The sequence below is a fragment of the Parafrankia discariae genome, assembly GCF_000373365.1.
Classification (GTDB): domain Bacteria; phylum Actinomycetota; class Actinomycetes; order Frankiales; family Frankiaceae; genus Parafrankia; species Parafrankia discariae.
Genome location: NZ_KB891240.1, coordinates 1 through 20,979, shown reverse-complemented (window position 1 = coordinate 20,979; position 20,979 = coordinate 1). Strand labels below are relative to the sequence as shown.

Sequence of the window (20,979 nt, the reverse complement as noted above, 5' to 3'; positions counted from 1 at the left end):
GCAGCAGCGATGACCGAACCCAGTCACGATCCGGACCCGCCGCAGACGCGCAAGCGCCGCGGCGACCCCGACGAGTGGACACCGCCGACCGCGGGCAAGCGGAGTAACACCAAGTCGGTGCTGCAGCAGCGCCTGGAGGCTGAGCGAGAGGCCACCCGGCTCCGGCTGGCAAAACTTCAGCGGCTGCGCGACGAGGAGCTGGCACGGCGGCCGGTGTCGCCGCCCGGCACACACGGCGACCTCAACTTCTACGCCCGCTTCATCAAGGTCGGGCAGGGTGACTGCATCGTCATGTGCACCCCGAAGGGCCGACGCATCCTGGTCGACTGCGGCTCGACGGCCACGGAGGTCGACGACCCCGACGTCTTCATCAGAGGAATCCGCGACAATCTGCAGGACCCCAAGTTCCTCGGCTCGCAGGAGTTGAAGGACGGCGAACCAGTCCCCCGGACGATCGACGTCCTCATCCTCACCCACGCCGACGAGGACCACTTCAACAAACTGGCGAGAGCGCTGACCGGCACGGGCGTCACGGTCGACAAGGTCTACCACAGCGGGGAACGGGCCCATTACGGTACGGCGGGCAACTGGCTCCTGTTCAACGGCACCCGTCCGGAGGAGATCCGCAAGGTCGTGCACAACAAGGAGAAGCCGCCGGCCGTCGGCAAGGACGCCCCGCCGCCCGGCCCGGAGACGGGGCCCGGCGAGATCACCTTCAACGGTGTGGCGGTGCCGCCGGCGGACAACGCCGCGCAGGTCGACCGGCTCGACGCCCAGGGCGGCATCCGGATCATCGCCGAGACCGTCCCGTTCTGCACGGTCACCATCCTCGCCGCCGGTGTGAGCACCGATCACGCAAAGGACAACTCCGACGCGTTCGGCAAGAACCGGGGCAGCATCGTGACCCTCGTCGAGGTCTTCGAAGGCACCGGACGCAAGAAGCTGCTGCTCTGCGGTGACGCCACCACCAGCACCGAGAAGCACCTGACGGAGAAGGGCCGGTACGCCGAGCAGAACAAGCTCCGGCTGGCCGCGGTGGACGTCGCGCACGTGGCCCACCACGGAAGCGCGGTGACTTCCTCCTCGCAAGAGTGGGTGGATCTGGTCAACCCCAAGGACCGCGCGCTGATCTGCGCCGGCCTCAAAGGCATCTCCTCGCACCACCTGCCGTCCTGGCCGGTGGTGCGCAGGTACGAGAAGCAGCTCAAGGACGCCGGACGCCAGGTGGTGGGGTACCCGCTGACGGCCTGGGACACCAAGCGCAACCTCTACGACACCGTCGAGGAGAATGTCGAGGCGCCGATCTACACGACCGGCTCGCACGGCAACCAGAACATCGACTGGCTGCGCCTGCCGTGAACCGCGCGGAGCTCGACGCGCTGCTGCCCGACGTCGAAACAGCCGGCGTCAATCTGCCGCTCAGCGCGCTCGGCGCGCTCGACGCATCCGCCCCGGGGTATTTCGGGGCGTTCCTGCCAACCGGCCGACTGGTGCTCACCGGGTGCTCGCGTACCGACGGGTCCGACGCCGTCACGGTCACCGGCGCCGGCACCGGCGAGCCCTTCGCCGGGATGACAGTGACCCTTCGTCTCACTTTGACCGGCGACACGGTGACCGGCGTGCGGCTCGCCGCCACGGCCGGGACCACCTGGTCGCTCGCCGACGCGTTCCCCCTGCTCAGGCCGACCATCCTGGACACCCTCCGGTTCGACGCGCCCACCCTCGTGCTCGACCCGGCGACCGCGGACCCCGCCGATCCGGCGGGCAGTCCGCTGGCGTTCCATGGTGACCTGCTGATCACGCCGGTCATGGGTGCCGTCGGGCTGCTGTTCCCGGGCACCACCCACCCGACGACCGGCGAGATCACCATGGTCACCCTGTCCGCCGAACTGGACGTGGCGCACCCGACCGCGCCGCTGGTGGTGCTCTACGGGCCGGAGGGCGAGAGCCTCGACCTCGGCCTGTTCACCCTCACCGATCTCCGCTACGAGGTGGTCGGCCTCCCGCAGCTGAACTACGCCACCTTCGACAACCAGGTGACCAGTGCCCTGATGATTACCGGTGGGGTGCCGGTACAGGTGCGGGACGAGACCCGGCAGGTCATGGTGACGGCCCGGCTCGCGGGTTGGGCCGACCAGCTGCGGCTGACAGCCGACTTCAGCGAGCTCGGGCCGCTGACCCTGGAGGAGATCGCGGCGGTCGCGGGCCGCTCCGGGCTGCCCGTGCCGTTCGGCATCGATCCCGGCGCCGGCATCACGCTGGGACCGGTGACGCTGGCGGTGACGCCGTCGGCGGCCGCGCCGCTCGACTCGGTCGCGATGACGCTCTACACCGAGGTCGACTGGACGGTGGTCGAGGGCCTGATCGTTCTGCAGCAGATAGACCTGACCGTCCGGGTCGCCAGCCCGGTCACCGACCCGTCGGTGTCGGTGCTGGTCAGCGGTCTGCTCGGGATCGGCCAGGACGGCACCCTGGAGCTGGCCGCCGACTCGGACACCCACGCGTTCGGCGGCGGGCTGCGGGAAGGTGACCCGCCGCTGCGGATCCGGGAGCTCTACACCCACTTCCTCGGCGGTGACGCGACGCACCTGCCGGACCTGGAGATCACCCGCTTTCATGTGGCCGGCACGCTGCCCGAAGGCCCCGGCGGGCTCTCCGTCGGCGGTGACCTCATCGTCCGCGGCACCTGGCCGATCGCCGACCAGATAGAACTCAACGAGCTTGCCTTCGACGTGGACCACTCGGCGGCCGGCACCCTGTTCGCCGCCCGGGCCGTCTTCGTCATCGACGCGATCGCCGTCGCGGTGCAGGCCGAGTACGACCCGGCACCCGAGCGGCAGTGGGAGTTCTCCGGGTCGACCGGGGCCGGCCAGGAGATCCCGATCGGCGCGCTGATGGAGTCGCTGGCCGAACGGTACGGCGCGACCACACTGCCGGCACCGATCGCCGGGTTGACCGTGGACGACCTAGGCATCGACGTCACCACTGGCAGCCGGCGGCTGTTCGTCACCGGCCGGGCCAAGTTCCGCGCCGACGGCACCGATGTGGCGATCACCGTGAGCGTCGACACCGCGGCGCACCTGCTCTCCGGGCGGCTCGACGTCACGCTGCCGGTGCACGGCGGCGGCACCCGGGACCTGGTCTTCGACGCTCGGTTCGCCGCCAACCCGGTCGCCGACGAGTTCGTCGCCGCGTACTCGCACCCGCCGACCGACCCAGTGCCCGCGGTGCGGGACCTGGTGTCGGCGTTCTCACCGGTCGCGGGCACATACGTCCCGGAAGGGCTGGTCGTCGACCTGCGTGACGTGGCCCTGGCCGCGTCCGGGGACCAGTACGTGCTGATCGCCGACCTCGCGGTCACCTTCGACTTCGCCCACCTGCCGGTGGTCGGCGAGCACCTGGTCGGCGACACCGTGATGGGGCTGGCGCCGCTGCGGGTGATCGCGGCCTCTGCGGGGCTGCCGGCGGCCGGTGTGGCCGCGCTCGCACCGCTGCTGCCGGCGACCATGGCGCCGCTGCCCGCCGGCGACCTGGCCGCCGGGGCCACGTTCCAGGCCGTGCTCCGGCTCGGGCCGCTGACCGCGCCGGTCGCCACCCCGGTCGGCGGGCCGCTCCCGGCCCCGGTCCCGGTCCCGACTCCGACCCCGACCACGGTGCCCATCTCCGACGGCACGACCTGGTACAAGATCCAGCGCACGTTCGGACCGCTGGCCGTCGACCGGGTCGGTCTGGCCCACCGCGAGGGCCGGTTGACCGTGCTGCTCGACGCCTCGGTCGGCCTGGCCGGCCTGACGCTGACCCTGGACGGGCTGGCGGTCGGGCTGTCGACGTCCGACCCGGCCGCGCTGCCGTCGTTCGGCCTGGCCGGCATGGGCGTGCAGTACGCGAGCGGCCCGATCGAGGTCGCCGGCGCGTTCCTCGAGGGAACCCTGGACTACGCCGGCGTCAGCTATCCGGCGTACAGCGGCGGGGTGCGGATCCGGACCGAGCAGTTCTCGCTGGCGGCGCTCGGGTCGTACGCGCAACTGCCCGAAGGACCGTCGCTGTTCGTGTACGCGTTCCTCGACGACCCCGTCGGCGGGCCGCCGTTCTTCTTCGTCCGCGGGCTGGCGGCCGGGTTCGGCTACAACCGCCGGCTGGTCGTCCCGCCGGTCACCGAGATCGCCTCCTTCCCGCTGGTGGCTGACGCGGTCTCCGGCCCGCCCGACGGGGTGACGATCGGCGGCCAGCTGCAGCGGCTGTCCGGCTACCTGCCCGCGTCGGTCGGTGACTTCTTCCTCACCGCCGGGGTGCACTTCACCTCGTTCGGCATGGTCGACTCGTTCGTGCTGGTCTCGGTCGGGTTCGGCCACCGGTTCGAGCTCGACGTCGTCGGCCTGTCGACGCTGACACTGCCGGTGCCCGACCCCGCCGCGACCACCGAGACCACCGCGACCGTCGACCCGATCGCCGAGGTGCAGCTGGCGCTGCGGGCGTCGTTCGCGCCCGACGACGGCAGCCTCATCGTCGTCGCGCAACTGACCAGCAACTCGTTCCTGCTGTCCCGGGCCTGTCACCTGCAGGGCGGGTTCGCGTTCGCGACCTGGTTCGGCGGCGGGCACGCCGGTGACTTCGTGATCACCGCCGGCGGATACCACCCCCGGTTCCCGGTGCCGCCCCACTACCCGAACGTCCCCCGGCTGGGCTTCACCTGGCAGGTGTGCCCGGAGCTGGCGGTCTCCGGCAGCGGCTACTACGCGCTCACGCCGGGGATGCTGATGGCCGGCGGCAGCCTGCACGCGATCTGGCAGGACGACTCGCTGCGGGCCTGGTTCGACGCGTCGATGGACTTCCTCATCGGCTGGCAGCCGTACCACTACGAGCTCGACGTGCACGTCGACCTCGGCGCCTCGTACACGTTCTCGCTGTTCGGGACGCACACGATCAGCGCCCACGTCGGCGCGGACCTGCATCTGTGGGGGCCGGACTTCGCCGGCACCGCCGCGATCGACCTCACCGTGGTCACCGTGCACATCACCTTCGGCCCGTCCCGCCCGCCAAAGCCACAGCCGGTGCCGTGGGAGCAGGTGCGGTCGGCGATGCTGCCCGCGCCGGACCAGGTCGTGTCGGTCACGCTGGCCGGGGCCGGCCCGCACAGCGAGGGGATCCCGCCGCCCGAGGACGAGCCGTACCTGGGCGTCGTCGACCCGGCCGGCCTGGTGCTGGTCACCGACTCCGCGGTGCCGAGCAGCGCCGCGACCCGGGGTACGGCGCAGGCCGCGCTGCCCGGGACCGCGGCGCCGTTCGGGGTCGGCCCGGCCGGCCGGGCGATCGGTGACGTGACAGCCACCCACCGCATCACGCTGACCCACGACGACGTGGCGGTCGACGACCGGTTCGACTACACCCCGGTGTTCAAGGACCTGCCGGCCGCGGTGTGGGGCGCCGACCTGGTTCCGCAGGCCACCGGGCGGCAGTTGATGACCGGCCTGCTCACCGGCTACTCGATCACCCCCCGGCCGGCGGCACAGTCGACGTCCCGGACCTGGCTGTCCGCCGCCGCGCTCACCGCCGCCACCGCCCTGTACACCCAGTCCGGGGTGATCGAGCTGACCCCGCCCCCGGCTGTGGCGGTCCGTGACGCCGGCACCGCCGAGCGGTTGGAGGAGATCATGGACACCGTCCTCGCCACCGACGTGGCGGCCACCCGGTCGGCCGTCATCGACGCGGTCCTGCCCGGCGCGACCGTGGACCTGGCCGGCTTCGACGCCGCGGTCTACGCCGAGGCCCCGCTGGTGGCCGTCGATGCCTGACACCCCGCCGCCCGACACCCCGCCATCCGACACCCCGACGCCCGGCGCGGTCACGTTCGCCGGCTCGCTCGTCCCGGCGTTGGAGAGCGGCGACTACCGCATCCGCGTGCGGCAGGAGACCGACCTCGACAACCAGACGTACAGCACCGGCCGGACCTTCACCGTCGCCGGAGAGCGGTTCGGCCTGCCACCGACGGCGGTGGTCTCGACGTACCCGCCGAACGGCGGGCTGGGCGAGTACGACGAGACGCTGCCACACGTCGTGCTGAACCGGGCCACCCTGCCATGGGAACGATCGCCGTCCAGCACTGGCACCGAGACCGACGGCGGCTCGGCGCCGTGGCTCGCACTGCTGGTGTTCGCCGGCGACGAGCGGCCGGAGCCGCGTACGGTCACCCTCGGCACGCTGGCCACCAGCCCGGCCCACATCCCGGCGCCGGTGCTGGAACGGCACCAGAGCGAGGCCGACCCGGTCACCGTGATCGACGTCGACACCAAGGTGCTCGCCGACCTGATTCCCGCGTACGACGAGCTGCCCTACCTGGCCCATGTCCGGGACGCGACCGCGGTCGTCGTCGCCGCCCGGCTGCCACCCGCGGGCAAGAGCTGTGTCGCGCACCTCGTCTCGGTGGAGGGCCGGTACGACGCCGGCTCGTTCGACCTCGGTCAGGGCGCGCAGGTCCGCCTGGTCAGCCTGGCCAGCTGGCGGTTCGCCAGCGTCGACCCGGACCAGTCCTTCGCCGGCCTGGCCCGCGGCCTGGCCCGCGACCTGGGTCGGGACAGCGACGACGCGCTGAAGCTGCCGGACAGCGGCCACTCGGTGGCCGACAGGTTTCTGCGGCAGGGTTTCGTACCCGTCCGCCGCCGGCTGCGGGACGGCAGCCAGGACGTCGGGTGGTACCGAGGCCCGCTCACCATCGGGCCGGTGTCCAGCGGCCCGGTCCCACCGGTCCGGACCGCCGACGCCCTGCTGCGCTACCACCCCGACGTCGGCATGACCGATGTCGGCTACGCCACCGCCTGGAGCCTCGGCCGGCTGCTAGCCCTGCAGAGTGCCGACATCGCCCTGCAGATCCGGCAGCACCGGCGCCGCCGCCGGCACGCCGGCCAGCAGTACGTCGGCGACGGCTACCCGCTGGCCGTCACCGCCGTGGACGACGCGTTGCCGGCCGGCGTGCTCGCCTGGCTGCGGGACCTGTCCCGGCTCCGCGGGGTCCCGTTCAGCCACCTCATCCCCGACGACCGGGTGCTGCCGGCGGAGACCGTACGGTTCGTCGGCGTCGACCAGACGTGGGTGCGGTACCTGCTCGACGGCGCGTGCGGCATCGGCCGGCTCAGCTCCGCCGACGCGGACCTCGACGCCGCCGACCCGGTGCTGCCGGACCTGCCGACGCTGACCGGGGCGCTGATCCGGTCCGACCTGATCAGCGGCTACCCAGGCCTCATCGTGGAGGCGTACGGCGCCGACAAGAAGACGCTGCCCGCGGTCCGCGTCGAGCAGGTCTCCCGCGGCGTGCTGCTGTGCCTGTTCGAGGGTGAGCTGGCCCAGCTGGACCTGCGGCAGCCGCCGACCGCCCAGCACTTCGCCGTCGAGGAGGAACCGTCAGGCTCGGTCGGCAAGCCACTGCGTCCACTCGGGGCCGACAAGACCGTCCCCGCGTCGGTCGGCCCGTTCCCACTCCGCCCCTGCTCGGTGGTCCCCGTACGGGAGCTGGTCGCGGCGATGACGGACGTGCTCCAGAGGCCCGTCGGCCCGGCCGAGTTCGCCGCCCAGCTGATCGAGGTCGCCGAACGGGTCACGTACATGCGCTGAGCACCGGCGGTGGGTGGCATGCGGCAGTACGTGGCCGTCCCTCGTGCCACGGCCTGGACCACGAGACGGACGCCTGAGGCTGAGATCCGGGGGCATACTGGGAGGCGTGGCGGGAGATCTTCTGGCGCTCGTCGTGGCCGACCCGACATTCGGTCATGGGCAGGCATGTATCCGGGGTACCCGGGTGCCGGTGAGTGTCGTGCTCGACTGCCTTGCCGACGGTATGTCCGACGGTGAGATCACCGCGGAGTACCCGTCGCTGACCGTGTCGGGGATCCGCGCAGCCGCTGCCTACGGGGCGCGCCTGGCGAGGGAGGATCTCGTGCCGCTTCGTACCGCGCCGTGAAGGTCAAGCTGGACGAGGGTCTCCCGGTCTCCCTCGCGGAGCGGCTCCCCTACCTGCCAAGCACGGGCTCGATGCCGACACTGTGCTCGCGGAGAACCTGTCGGGCCGTTCCGATCCGGAGATGCTCGCTGCTGCGGTCGCCGAGAACCGCATCGTGTTCACCCTCGACCGCGGTTTCGGGAACATTCGTGCCTACCCGCCAGGATCGCACAGCGGGATCGTGGTCTTCCGGCTCGACTACCAGTCGGCACGCGCGGTGATCGCGGCCGTCGAGGACCTGGTCACGCAGCACGACCTCACCGGGGCCGTGACGGTAGTCCACCGCGGCCTTCTTCGGATCCGCCGAGAGGGCGACTGACCCTCTCCGCCCGGGGCTGGGCCATCGCGCACGCAAAGAACAGAGCCCCGCGCCGTGTTATCGGCTGCGGGGCTCTGACCTGCCTCAACCAGCGTGCGCTCGGCACGGCACGTCAAGCATCCCCAACCGCCGTGGTCGTTGTCGCTACGCATTGCATCGACGTTCGAACTTGACGTGTCTGGTGGTTGAGTATGGTAGAACGCGAAGATCTCGATCACAGCATCAGGGGTGCGAGTCCCCGGCGTCCGTGTCCTCCGAGCGTATCGCTTCCGCCTGACCGCTGGTCACCCAGGGTGCTGGGATGTCTTGCATCCTCGGCGGCAGTGCCGGCCGGTGGTGTCTTCCGGGGCGCTGAGGTACGACCGGTGACCTTGGCTGGATAGGTCTGAGAGTGAATCAGAGCCCCGCGCCGTGTGATCGGCTGCGGGGCTCTGACCTGCCTCAACCAGGCGTGCGCGTGGGGGAGTCGAACCCCGACTGCCGATCGGCCTCGCGGCGGATCTTCGGTGGACGTCCATGCACGTCCGCTGGGCGCTTCTGTTCTTCGCTGATGGTATCTGACCCTGGGCCCGCGCTGGTCGGGCTGGGGGTGTCGGACGCATTGGTGCGGCTGCGGGACCGTCCGTGTCGCTCGCCAGTTGAGCTGAGGCGCTGCCAGAGCGTCTGAACCGCCGGCATGGTTGTCTGCACGGCTCATCAGGGTCGGGACTGTTTTAAGATCGGTCGGGTACTCCCGTCCCCGAGTGGGATGGGTGGCTGTCGGGCTGCGGGAACAACCGCTGTCATCGGCCTTTTCACAGCCCGTCGGGTACGGGCTCTCCGGCGATCGTGGTCCAGGCCGCGTCGAACGCTGGTCCGTCGTGGCGGCGCTCCTCGCGGAGCAGGGCGAGGATGACGGGGACCATCTCCTTGTTCTGGGTGTCGCTGGCGAGGGTGAGCGCCGGGACGAGGGCCTGCAGTGTCGCTTCTGTTTGCCCGGTTCCGTGCAGCAGCTGGCCGGTGAACGTGAGCGTTGAGGTCAGCCGGCCCACGAACTCGGCTGGATGGCGCTGGTACAGCTCGTGGAAGACGACGACGGCTTCCTGCGCGGTGGAGATCGCCTTCTGCCGGTCGCCGGCTTCGGACAGGCGGACGGCGGCAACGGTCAGGGACGCGGCGAAGGCGAGGACACTGGTGGCCGGATATTCCTGGGCGAGCCGCCGGTTGATCGCCATGGCCGCCATCGCGGGTTCGACCGCGTCGGCGTGCCGCTCCAGGGCGGCCAGGTGGTCGGAAAGGCTGATCAGCGCGCCGGCGAGGCTGGCGGAGAAGAGGCCCGGTCGCGCCGCGTCGTGTCGCCGAAGGATCGTGACGGCTTCCTCGTCGGCGGTCACGGCCTCTTCCAGCCGTCCCAGGTCCGGGAGGCGTTCGGACAGGTTGTGTAGGGCGCTGGCCAGGCCGAGTTCGGCCCTGGAGCCGCTCGGTTGGACCGCGGCCGCCCGCCGGTAGGCGGCCACGGCTTCCTCGGCGGCGGCCAGCGCCTCCGCGGGCCGTCCCAGCCCGGCCAGGAGGAAGGACATGGTGTTCACGGCGTCGGCGAGAGCGGCGGTGAGGACGCCAGGCGGAGACACCGCCGCCAGCGGGGTGACCGCGAACACGCTCCCGAGCTCGCCTGCTGCCTCCCTCGCACGCGGGACGGGCATATCGCGGGCGGCGTCGTACGGGGACACGGAGACGATGGTGACGGCGTCTGGCGGTGCCGCGTCCAGCAGCCGGAACAGCCGGGTGGCCTCCCGCGCGGCGGTCAGTGCCGCTTCTGGTCGTCCCAGGACGATCAGGCGGTCGGTGAGCGTCGTCAACAGCCTGGGGAAGATCAGTGGCAGGTCGGGCAGCGTGTCGGCGTTCGTGTCGCGGGTGGCCCGCGCGACGACGGTGGCGGCGGCCTCGGCCAGCTCGACGGACTCGTCGGGCAGCGAGCCGATGAGGTCGGCGAGCGTGGTGGGGTCGAGCCGCACGGCGCGTGGGGCGATCGTTGGATGGTCGGTGAGTAGACCGGCGAGGATCGGGGGCAGGTGAGGCTGGTGATCGCTGGCCTGGGCGAGCGTGATCAGTCCGTGCGCCAGCTGCCCGTCGGAGGCCGCGGTGAACAGGTTGGCAGCCAGGTCCGGCCGCTCCCGGAGCACGCTGCCGAGGTGGTGTTCGGCGATCCGGTCGGGGGCAAGCGTGCCCCAGTACGCTCCGGCCTGCGCCGGGTAGAGGTCTCGTAGCCATTCCGCGACGGCGAGCCGGGCGGACAGGTCCACTTCGGCGAGCTCGGGGAGCCCGCCGAGTACGGCGACAGCCTCGTCCGCCTCTTGGGCACCGCACAGTCCCGCCGCGGCGACCGCCGCCCGCGCCACCGACTCTGGCTGGCGGAGCCGGTGGTGGGCGGCTGCCTGCCGCCAGTACGTGGCCTCGTGGCCGAGCAGCACGTCCTCTGCCCGTGCCCGCGGCCCCACGTCGATGATCGGGCGGGGGCCGGCCTGGAGCAGATCGGTCAGTGCCCGCAGGTGCACCGTGAACGTCAGGCCATTAGCGGGCTCGGCCAGATCTTCCGGCCAAGGCAGGCCAGCTGCCAGCGCACCCCAGTCGGTGTCCGGTTCGACGGCGCGCCAGGCGCCCGCGAAACGGTGCAGCGCCACCAGATAGGCGTCGAGCCGGTCTACGTGCGGGCCCAGCGCGCCCAGCGGCTCCGGGACGAGCGCGGTGATGCCCACATCCGGGGAGCTCGCTCCCGTCAGATCCCACCACAGCGCGCCGGCTGACAGGGAGCGGGTCAGCAGCAGGACCCGCACGACGGCGCCTGCTGCCAGCCGAGGGGCGACCAGCCGTTTGAGGATGGTTTCGAGCCTGGTTGGGCGGGCCTCCACCCGGTCGACGACAAGGAGCAGCGGCTGGTCGCTGCCTGCGGCACCATCGAACACCTGCTCCTCGGCGCCTTCGCTGAGTAGCCCCGCGTCCCATCCCGCCGACCGCATCACCGCGCACAGCCGCATCGCCAGCCGGGTCTTGCCCTGCCCGCCCGGCCCCACGATCAGCCGAACCTGGTTGCCTCCACCCTCGCACCAGCGCCGCAGGTCGACGAGCTCCTCAGGGCGCCCGTAGAAGTCCACCACTTCCCGGGACGCCAGCAGCAGCGCCGCCGGCGAGGAGGGCGCCCAACGCCCCGGTACGGGCTCGAACAGGCCCGCCGGCGACTCCCGGGCCGCTGCTGCCAACAGCCCCGCTCGCCCACCTGGCACCTTGCCGCCTGCCACCAGCTCCGACACCTCGAACCAGAACCGGACAGCGTTGTCCCGCCACCGCGGCCGCCGACGCCGCGGAACCTCTGCCGCGTCCAGCACCGCCGTCGCCTGCTCCGGCGAACAAAACCGGTCCGCCAGATCAAGGATTTCCTCGTCTGTCAACCCACTATTATTCCTCGCCGGACCACGCGAACGGTCAGGTGCCATGATTAAACCCCTGTAGGGAGCCGTCTCAATCAAGGACTCCCATATCCTCCCATCCCGCCACCCGCTGTGTCACCGCCGCGCGGGCGTACCCACCGGCCGGCGTATTTCAATGATCGTTTTCGCCTGGTCCGGCCACTCATCCTCGTCCGACCGTGCTCTGGCCCGGCCCAGTGATCCACCCCTCCGCTGGCAATCTAGTCCGTAACCCTTATCTTCGGGACGTAACAAGATCAAGAGGTCTTGGTGGCGTGGCCGGGTGTCGAGTTAACAGCATCTGTCGCATACCGGTGGACCGAAAGTCAGCGTTCGTTGTGACCCGTCAGGCGAGGTAAGGGGCCCGGCAATCGAGGCATTCCGGGCACCACTACCAGGTCGGCCGGCGGATCCAATAGATGTCCGCAGACGCGGGAGCCCGGAAAACCGCCCGGTTGAGGTGGTTTCACGCGCTCCATCACCGGACCTCGCGTCGGTTACATAGCGTCGGCAACGAATGTGCGGCAGAGCCGTGGGTGGCGCAGTCCCTCGGCGAGGGAGGGGAGGATCCGCCTTTCGAACATGTCGGTCTTGTGGCCGTCGCCAGTAGGTCACCTCGGACTGTGAGAGGTGACGCCGTGTGAGTGGCTGATTTGGTTTTCGTAAGATCGTCGTTGTTCGGGGCATGACCGGTCAGGGCGCCAATCTCGCGCACCGACGCGTGTCTGTCCCTCAGTCGCCGTCGCGGGGGGCTGTCTCGCAGGTGGGCTGGTATGAAAGGTCCGGGAGGTAGCGTTTCCATTCGGCCGGAGTGAGGCCGCCCCCTGCCTTGCGGCAGGAGGCGGCAACAGCGTCCTTGCTGAGCCTGACGAGCGCACTCGTATCCCAGCGTGTCGATGGAAATAGACTGATACCAGTGGTGAGGGTCAACGCAGAGTCATCGTCGGTGAAGGCCATAGTGTCAGCCCCGCTGAAATCGGATGACGGGACGCTACTGGAAGAGAGACGAAGAGGCGAGGCAGGGTCGGCGACAGCCCAGAATGACAGAGAGCTGGCGTTGATCGCGAGGATTGAGCCCTCATGGCTGAACGTCATCGAGCGGATCCCCTCGCGGCCGACGTTCAAGGTTCCTCCTAAGCGACGGGGGTCGGTAGGGTCGCTGAGGTCCCAGAGCGCCACACCTGAAGCCGATCCCTCGTACACGGTGACTGCAAGAGTCTTCCCGTCCGGTGAGAGGGCCAGTGGGCCCAGACCCGGACTTCCATCCCAGTCGACAGTCTCCAGGTGACGCGGGGCGGACGGATCGGATACGTCCCACACCGCGAGCGCGGCGCTCTTGCTGTCAGGGTGGTAGCCGGTGAGGATCAGCGTGGCGCCATCCGCGGTGAATGCGGCTCCCTGAATTTCTATTGTGTCCGTCAGCGGATGGCGGTGTGGGTGTGCACGGTCAGTCAGATCCCACAGGTCCGGCTGGCCTCCGCTAACAATAGCGAGCCGGGTTGCCGTGTCATCGAAGGCAGCCCCCATCCACTCGGTGTCGTCGGGCGTCAGCCTGGCGATTCGGCGGGGCGATGCAGGCTTGGCAGTGTCCCAGAGATCTACTGGCCCGTGCCACCAGGAAAAGGGCGCGTCTAACGAGCCGCCTCCGATGACCGCATCGGTGAGGTTGGTGATCAGAAATGTGCCGTCGGGAGCGAGTGCAGTCACGTCCCTGACACCACCGACACCTGCCGAGCTGTGGAGTACCGAGGCCGGCCGGAGCGCTCCCGGAACGCGGAGGTCCCACAGCTCAATCGCGCTGTCTGCGTTTTCGCCTGAGGCGCCGATCTGGTCGATGTCAGGGGATAGTGTGCGTGCGACCGCCACGACTGCGCCGTCAGCGCTCTGAGCTATGTTCATGCTAACCCCACCGTGATAGGCATCCTCCCAATGCTGGTCCAGCACCGGCGCGAACTGTGCTTTGAGGAGTCGTGGAGTTGCTGGACTGTTGACATGCCAGAGGGTTGTGGTGGCGTCGAAGCTGCCGGTCACAAGCGCGGCGGCGCTGTCGGCGAAGGTCATGGAATGCACGCCGTCACGATGGCCAGCAAAGGTGGCAAGGCGTCGCGGGGAGATCCGGTTGGTTACATCCCAAACCAGGACTGTGCCGTCTTCGCCGCCGGTCGCCAGCGTGGAGCCGTCTGGGCTGACGTCGAGCGCGTTGGTCGGGCTCGAGGTGACTGGCTGTCCTAGAGGGCGAGGCGTGGTTGGGTCGCGGATGTCCCAAAGCGAGACGCCGCTTGGGCCGCCGGTCGCGAGCACGGTCCCATCGGCGGTGAACGCCACGGCGTTCACGCGTCCGTGCTGCGCGAGGGGCCCGTCGGAACCCCCGTTGTCGGTCACGAGGGGAGAGCCGACGTTGGCGAAGTTGTCACGGTCCGGCACGGTAACGAGGGGGCGGGGGGCTACCGGGTCGCGGACATCCCAAAGTCCCGCGCCCTGCTCCGTCGCGACGGCGAGAGTGGCACCGTCGGTGGTGATCTCTAGGGAACGTGGTCCGGAGCCGATGCCGCGGTCGATGGTGCTGATCTGTCGGGGTGCGGCTGGATTGATGGCGTCCCAAAGGATGATCGTGCCCTGTTTGTCATACGGGTCGTTCATGGAGCCTGTGATCAGTGTCTGACCGTTCGCGGTGAACGCGAGGCTGGTGATGTTGCCGATCTGGCCGGTCAGTGGGCGGCCGATGCGTCGAGGTGTGGCAGGGTCGGATGTGTCCCACAGAATGACATCGGCGTCGTCGGTCACGCGGTCGCCGCCTCCGTTGCCGTAGTCGGCCGTGCCCGTGCTGGAGGTCGCGAGGATGGAGCCGTCGGGGGTGAAGGCAGCGGCGAGGACGCCGCCGGTGTTGCCTCGGAGCGGCCCGGCCAGGAGTCTGGGCCGGTCGGGGTCAGAAATGTTCCAGAGGAAGGCTGTGCCGTCAGCGCTGCCGGTGGCCAGTGTCCCGGTCGTCTCGGCGAACGCGATCGCGTTGACGGTGGCGGTGTGGCCGGGCAGCGTCGCGGCGAGGTTGGTGCCTGCAAGTGTGCCGAGCAGGTTCACCCGGGCGCGAGGGTTGTCGGCGACCGCGTCAGCGGCGACGCCAAGGCGCAACGCGGTGCGAGGGTCCTCGTCTTGAACGGCGTCGGCCCTGGCGAGAAGGCCCTCGGAGGTCGCGGCCCGTCGGGCGAGTTCGGTGGCCTGCTCGCGGTCGAGGGCGCGTTGCCACTGCACGAAGGCGGTGATGCCGCCAGCGGTGACCAGGGTGGCGAGGACGGCGACGACCGCGACGGCGCGTACCCGGGTGCGGCGCGCGTGTCCCTGGCTGGCGGTGAGGAAGTCCCGCGCCCGAGGGCTCAACTGCGCCCGGTTGCGGGGGGCATCGGCCCAGGCGGTGGTGGTGGCGAGGCGGTGCCCCTGGTAGAGGTGGCTGGGGACACGGTCGTCGTCATGCCAGGTGTTCGCGTCGTCGTCGAGGCGTTGACGCAAGAGCTGGCCGGCACGGTCGCTGTCGATCCAGGCTCGCAAAGTCGGCCAGGCCCGCAGCAGGGCCTCGTGGGTGATCTCGACGTGGTGTTCGTGGATCGTGACGAGCCGGGCGTCGGGCGCGGCCAGCGCAGTCAGGACGTCGCGGGCCCTGTGGGGGTTGGTGGCGTTGGTGAGCAGCCGTTCGAGTGGGACTTGGCGTCGGGTGTCGTCGGTGCCCTCGCCGATACGCACGAGGTCGAGCAGCAGATGGCGGGCGGTCTCGCGGTGGGCCTCGTCGAACCGGCCGAGGATCTCCTCGGCGGTGCTCGACACGGCCCGGCGGATTCCACCGGTGGCATGGTAGGCGGCCAGGGTGAGCCTGCTGCCGCCGCTGCGCTGGCAGGTGACGAGCAGGGCATGCGACAGCAGGGGCAGATGACCGACGTGGTGCCCGACCGGCGGGGATGCACCCGAGGCTGACGAGGCTGGTGCGCCCACTGGGCTGGCGTCGAGATCCTGGAGGATGACGTCGGCAAGGCCCGGTTCCAGGCTCAGACCGGCGGCGGCGGCCGGCTGCTCGATGGCGCAGCGCACCTCGTCCGGGCTCATCGGACCGACGAACACCGGGTGCGCCTCCACGGCCTCCCGCAGGGCCGGATAGGCCGCGAGGTGCTCGACGAAGTCCGCCCGGATACCGAGCACTACGGCCGCGGCGGGCGTCGGTGCGTCCTCGGTGCGGCCCGCCAGAACAGCGAGCGCGTCCACGAACACCCTCCGGGCCTTCAGGTCGTCGCACAGGGTGAACAGTTCCTCAAACTGGTCGACAACGAGGACGACCCCCGGGCCGGCGCCACCGGTCGGGGGCGGGGAGCCTGGGTCGTGGCCGCGGAGCCTGGCGGCCACGCGGCCGGGCGCGTCCATGAGCTCCTCGGCCACAGCGTCCGCGGACAGCTCCGCGTCGAGGCAGGGTGCCAGCGCGGTGGCGAGGGCGCGCAGCGGTGTCGCCGTAGGCGTGAGGGTCATGTGCGGCCAGTCCGCGGAACCCGGTACCCGGAACTGACCCTGACGCAGCGCGGGAAGAAGGCCGGCTGCCAGGACCGACGACTTCCCTGCACCGGACGCCCCGAGAACTACCAGAGGGCGGCCCTCGCCGTAGGAGTGCGCCAGCCGGGTGGCGAGGCGCACGGTGAGCTGCTCGCGGCCGAAGAACAGGGCTGCGTCGGATTCGGTGAACGCGGCCAGCCCCTGGTAGGGACACGCTACGGCTGAGGTGCTCCCGCCGTCGGCGACGCGCTCGCCCCAGTGTGGCTCCGCCGCCATCCGTTCGAGCACCGACGACATCACGTCACCGGGCAGGATCTCGCCGGTATAGGAACGCCGGATGCCGGGATAGATCTCGAGGAGCCGACCCAGGGTGTCGTAGTGCCACACCCACCAGCCCTTTAGCCCCAAGCCGGCAGCACGCTCGCTGATCAGCCGCTCGATGGTGTCGATGCCCCCGCCTCCAAGGGCGGGGGAAAGGACAACGTTGGTCACGACCAGCAGATATTCCGGAGTGCGTCCCTTGCTGGCCCGTTGAGATTTTGGGCCGGACCACTTTCCGAACTCTTTTTTCAGCTGTTGGGCAAGCCAGCTCGCGTCCCGCGTGTCCCCGTGCGGACGCCGCAGAAACTTGGCTTGCATGACGCCATATCCGGCCCAGGTACCACCACCGGCTTCCTCGGGGAGCAGAACCACACCGTCGAACGTCGCGTCCCGGCCGCCGTCCGGCCCATCGCCGTACACCTCGGTGCCTCGGCCGAACACAGCCATCATCAGCGCTTGCGCCAGGTGCTCGAAGTCCTGCTCGTTCAAGCGGCTCAGGTCGTGCTTCACAACCCGCATTGTCCAACCCGGCCGCACACAACCGATCAGCGGACCAGGCAACCGCCGATTGCGCAGGTCAGCCGCCTGAGCGAACCACGTCGTCCCCGCCAAGGCCTCCCACCGTGCTCCTGCCGGAGCACCGTCCATGGCCAGGTAGTGCCCCATGATCCTTTCGGCTTACCTATCGTCGTCCCGGAGCCGAGCCGAGCCGGGCCCGCCGGGCCCGCCCGGAGCCACCGCCCCACCTTGCAACGGGAACGCGTTCGGGTCGACGCGACCATCAAGGAACACACGGCTGCCCGCTGCCCGGCGTGGCGGCGGTCCGGGACGTTCCGTCGCCGGCGCACCGCTCTCCGGCAGCACGGTGGTTGGGATGGGCTGTCTTCCATCGCGGGTCGACCCAGGTGGAACGGGCGTTGCCTACGCGCTGAGCCGAGCTGCTGTCTGGGCCGCAGTCCTGCGGAGCTAGAGTCGATCAACGGCGAGGGGCATCGGTGGAGGTGCGGCGATCATGGAGCTTGTACGGGTCCACGTAAGATTCTTCAAGTCGTTCAATTTTGACTATGAGCGACGCGCAAAGGATAACGCCAGGCGATACGAATGGGAGATGCTGCCCGAGGGGTGGTATCCTTATGTGCGATTGGACGTCGACCCGCAGATAACGGCGGTTGTGGGTGCGAATGAATCCGGAAAGAGCCACCTTCTCGACGCGATCGAACGTGTGATTGGTTCAGAATCACGAAGCCGTAGCGACTTTTGCCGTCATTCCCAGCTGTACTCGGTGGAGACTGACGAGGTCCGCATCCCCGACGTTGGTGCGACCTTTCGAGCAAGGGGCGAGTCGGAGGTAGGCGTACTTTCCTCGATAGGTGTCGAGCTCAAAGTCGATGATACCTTCATTTTTCTGCGTCCGGGTGTTGGATCTCCTTGCATCATAATGGAAGATAAGCGCACTGAACTGAGTGGCGGCGACCTTCAGGCGCTTGAGTCAATATTTCCCCGGGTCCTTCGGTACTCGACGGACATCGCGATCCCCGATAGTGTTCCAATAGTTCGACTCTGGGGCGGAGAAGCCGGCACGTTGGCCGACCGGCGGACCAGAAGCGAGTTCCTTGACTTCGCAGAAGGCGTTCGCCCGAGCGAGGGCGACTGGTTTTCTCCGCTGGCCCCGAAGTTCGCACAGTACCTACGCCCTGCGTCATCGATCGAGCCGACTGCCGAGATCAGGCAGCGGGAGAAGGAACACGAGCTGGCCCGTAAGCTTCTTGTCGACGTGGCGCATGTTGATCCTCAGATTTTCAAAGATCTACAAAGGGCCATCTCTGTCGGCAACGAGGGGGAAGTCAGCGGCCTTATCGGCAAGATAAACCAGACCTTGAGTCGCCGCCTCAACCTCTCTCGGTGGTGGTCACAGGACAAAGATTTTGCATTGCGCGTCTCTCCCCGAGAGCGGGAACTGGTCTTTACGATCGAGGATCGCACCGGCGCCGAGTATTCCTTCGCAGAACGCAGCCGCGGCTTGACGCATTTTCTGGCGTATTTTGTACAGCTCCGCGCCCATAAGCGAGATCCCCTCCGCACCGAGATCCTGCTTATGGACGAGCCAGATGCGTATCTTTCAAGTTCTGGTCAGCAGGACCTGCTGCGAGTTCTGGAGAACTTTGCGGTATCGGACGATAGAACCCGGCACGACCAGGTGGTCTACGTCACTCACTCGCCTTTCCTGATTAACAAGAATATGGCGCATCGGCTCCGCGTACTCGATAAGGGTGCCCAGGAAGAGGGGACCCGAGTCGTGAAGGACGTGGCACGCACTCACTACGAACCCCTTCGGTCCTCTCTCGGAGCCTTTGTCGCCGAGACTGCGTTCGTGGGTGGAAAGAATTTGATCGTTGAGGGCGTCGCCGATCAAGTGATCTTGGCCGGCATGTCTAATACGCTGAGGCTGCGAGGCATTCCGACTGAATCGCTGTTGGATCTGAACGAGGTAACTATTGTTCCGGCGGGCAGCGCCGACAGCGTCCCTTACATCGCCTATCTGGCTCGCGGGAGGGACGCAGTAAAGCCTCCCTGCGTAGCTCTCCTCGATGGAGATGAGGACGGAGAAAGGGCAGTTAAAAAGCTTGAGCGAAGCGAGGCCAACCGTAAGCCGGTTCTAGACCGAAAGTATATACTCCGCCTTGACACTTGGGGCGAGTCGGAGGGTACTGCGGTTCGCTCATCCACCACTTCAGGCAGGGTCACTGAGATCGAGGATCTCATCCCGCCCCGAATTGCGATTAGCGCTGCTCGCAGATACGCCGTACAACTAATCGGGGTCGACGAGGCCAGTGCCGAGCAACTCAAAGAAACCAACCTTCGGGATCGCTTGAAATCGTCAGGAAGGCCACTTTGGGACGAACTCAAAGATCTTTTCGCGGCCACCTTTGAGGGCGAAAGAATCGACAAAGTTGGATTCGCGCGGGAACTGATATCTTACATCGGCACAGTCGGTAGTGACGAAAATCAGCCTGCCGGCATGACAGCTTTGACGGGCAACTTCGAGAGGCTACTCGCCAAACTTTCCAACCTGCTCAATGCTGCGGCGACGGAAGAGTCTGAGCGCCGACGTTCAAAGCGAATGAGCAGGATAGTCGCCGGATTTCTTGACGACTATAACGAGGGTGCCACCCGCTCTCTTGCTGAAAATCGACTACAGGAGATTGAAGCAACCTTGGAAGACATCGCTCTACACGACGCAATCCGCCGGCAGATCGCAGCCATTCGACGCGATTTCCGACTCAAACAGGATCCACTACGCCCTGTCGAGAACTTCGAACAGTTTAGAGAGCGCCTTAGCGGGCTGCTCCTGCAAGAGCGCCTAGCTACACAGGATGTCGATCATGACGCGTAACAAAGAATATCCTCCGCTCGACGGTGTCGCCATCCGTGAGAACTGGATTCGTGGATCGTTGAAAGACAGTAGCGCAAATCCAAGCCGTCGATGGTGACACGGAGCCTTTTTCAACCTCGGTTGGTGGCGTCGAGGTGGAGGGTGAGGACGGCTTGAACCAGGCTGGTGATGCGGGTGGTGGAGCAGCGGATCTTGCGGAGTAGCCGCCAGGTTTTGAGGGTGGCCATGGCCTGCTCGCCGAGAGCGCGGATCTTCGCGTGGGCGCGGTTGACGGCCTGCTGGCCGGTGGAGAGCTGTTCCCAACGGCCCCGGAAGGGAACCCGGACCGGGGCGGGTGCGCCCTGGTAGGCCTTGTCCGCCCAGCAGAGGATGCCGGCGGCGGCCAGGGGCGTCGGGGATGCCGTGGGTGCGGGCCGCGCGGATGTCGTGGACCGCGCCGGGAAGCGCCGGTGAGGCCCACAGCAGCCGGCCGGCGGGGTCGGCGAGAACCTGCACGTTCATCCCGTGCTGTTTGTGCTTTCCCGGGGTAGAAGGGCTGGTCGGCGGTGATCCGGTCGATCGGGAGCGGGGTGCCGTCGAGGATCGCGAACGCTTTCCCGGCGGCGGTGCCCAGAGTTGTGGACAGGTCTGGGGCGAGCGTGGCGAGCAGGTCGACGGCTTCGAGGATGTACCGGTAGACGGTGCTAATACTGCAACGGCACTTGTGGGTGTCCTCGCCGTCGGTAGTGGCAGCGTCTGGCCTGGTGTTGACGGCGTCTGCGCCAGGTCGACCAGGCCCAGACGAAGGCGGGTGGGTGGAGCCGGTGGAGGAGGGTGGCGATCAGTCTGCGGATCTCCGGTACTGTCAGTCCGATCATGTCCTGACAGGTGTGGGTGCTGCCCCTTTTACCTGCTCGGCGCGGACGGCGGCGAGGGTGGCGTAGGCGAGCATGGACAGGGTGATGTGGGCGTACCAGGCCCGCCAGTCGCGGACCTGGTAGTCGTC

General features: G+C 68.6%; 8 protein-coding genes and 2 pseudogenes. 6 read left to right on the top strand and 4 right to left on the bottom strand.

Annotated elements, in window-relative coordinates:
* Positions 1 to 9 precede the first annotated feature (9 nt).
* The 5 genes from B056_RS0124355 (at position 10) to B056_RS37815 (ending at position 8,309) form a co-directional block, all read left to right on the top strand.
* Positions 10 to 1,359, top strand: a complete 1,350-nt coding sequence (locus B056_RS0124355; RefSeq protein WP_018504468.1) for a ComEC/Rec2 family competence protein — start codon at positions 10 to 12, stop codon at positions 1,357 to 1,359.
* Positions 1,356 to 5,792 carry a DUF6603 domain-containing protein gene (locus tag B056_RS39680; protein ID WP_018504467.1) on the top strand — a complete coding sequence of 1,479 codons (4,437 nt, stop codon included), beginning with the start codon at positions 1,356 to 1,358 and terminating at the stop codon, positions 5,790 to 5,792. Before B056_RS0124355 ends, B056_RS39680 begins: the two co-directional genes overlap by 4 nt.
* Positions 5,785 to 7,605 (top strand): hypothetical protein, encoded by a 1,821-nt coding sequence (locus B056_RS37820; protein ID WP_018504466.1) that lies wholly within the window; start codon positions 5,785 to 5,787, stop codon positions 7,603 to 7,605. Before B056_RS39680 ends, B056_RS37820 begins: the two co-directional genes overlap by 8 nt.
* Positions 7,606 to 7,711: 106 nt before the next feature.
* Complete coding sequence (locus B056_RS0124340) at positions 7,712 to 7,951, top strand: DUF433 domain-containing protein (protein WP_026240090.1); 240 nt, start codon at positions 7,712 to 7,714, stop codon at positions 7,949 to 7,951.
* A gap of 82 nt (positions 7,952 to 8,033) precedes the next feature.
* The gene (locus B056_RS37815) at positions 8,034 to 8,309 is read left to right on the top strand and encodes a DUF5615 family PIN-like protein (RefSeq protein ID WP_018504464.1); all 276 of its coding nucleotides are present in this window, start codon (positions 8,034 to 8,036) and stop codon (positions 8,307 to 8,309) included.
* A 794-nt stretch (positions 8,310 to 9,103) separates the two neighbouring features.
* Here B056_RS37815 and B056_RS0124330 read toward each other — a convergent pair.
* A complete protein-coding gene (locus tag B056_RS0124330; RefSeq protein WP_230203167.1) occupies positions 9,104 to 11,734 on the bottom strand; it encodes an effector-associated domain EAD1-containing protein in 2,631 nt (876 codons plus the stop codon).
* A gap of 750 nt (positions 11,735 to 12,484) precedes the next feature.
* A complete protein-coding gene (locus B056_RS0124325) occupies positions 12,485 to 17,110 on the bottom strand; it encodes an nSTAND1 domain-containing NTPase (protein WP_018504462.1) in 4,626 nt (1,541 codons plus the stop codon).
* A gap of 502 nt (positions 17,111 to 17,612) precedes the next feature.
* Here B056_RS0124325 and B056_RS43040 point away from each other — a divergent pair.
* Entirely contained in the window at positions 17,613 to 19,994 is a 2,382-nt protein-coding gene (locus B056_RS43040; RefSeq protein ID WP_154677222.1) for an AAA family ATPase, read from the top strand.
* A 110-nt stretch (positions 19,995 to 20,104) separates the two neighbouring features.
* Here B056_RS43040 and B056_RS41000 read toward each other — a convergent pair.
* Both B056_RS41000 and B056_RS43705 read right to left on the bottom strand, forming a co-directional pair.
* A pseudogene (locus B056_RS41000) lies at positions 20,105 to 20,679 on the bottom strand (transposase family protein); the annotation flags it as partial.
* Between the two features lie 168 nt (positions 20,680 to 20,847).
* Positions 20,848 to 20,979, bottom strand: a pseudogene (locus B056_RS43705) (IS701 family transposase); the annotation flags it as partial.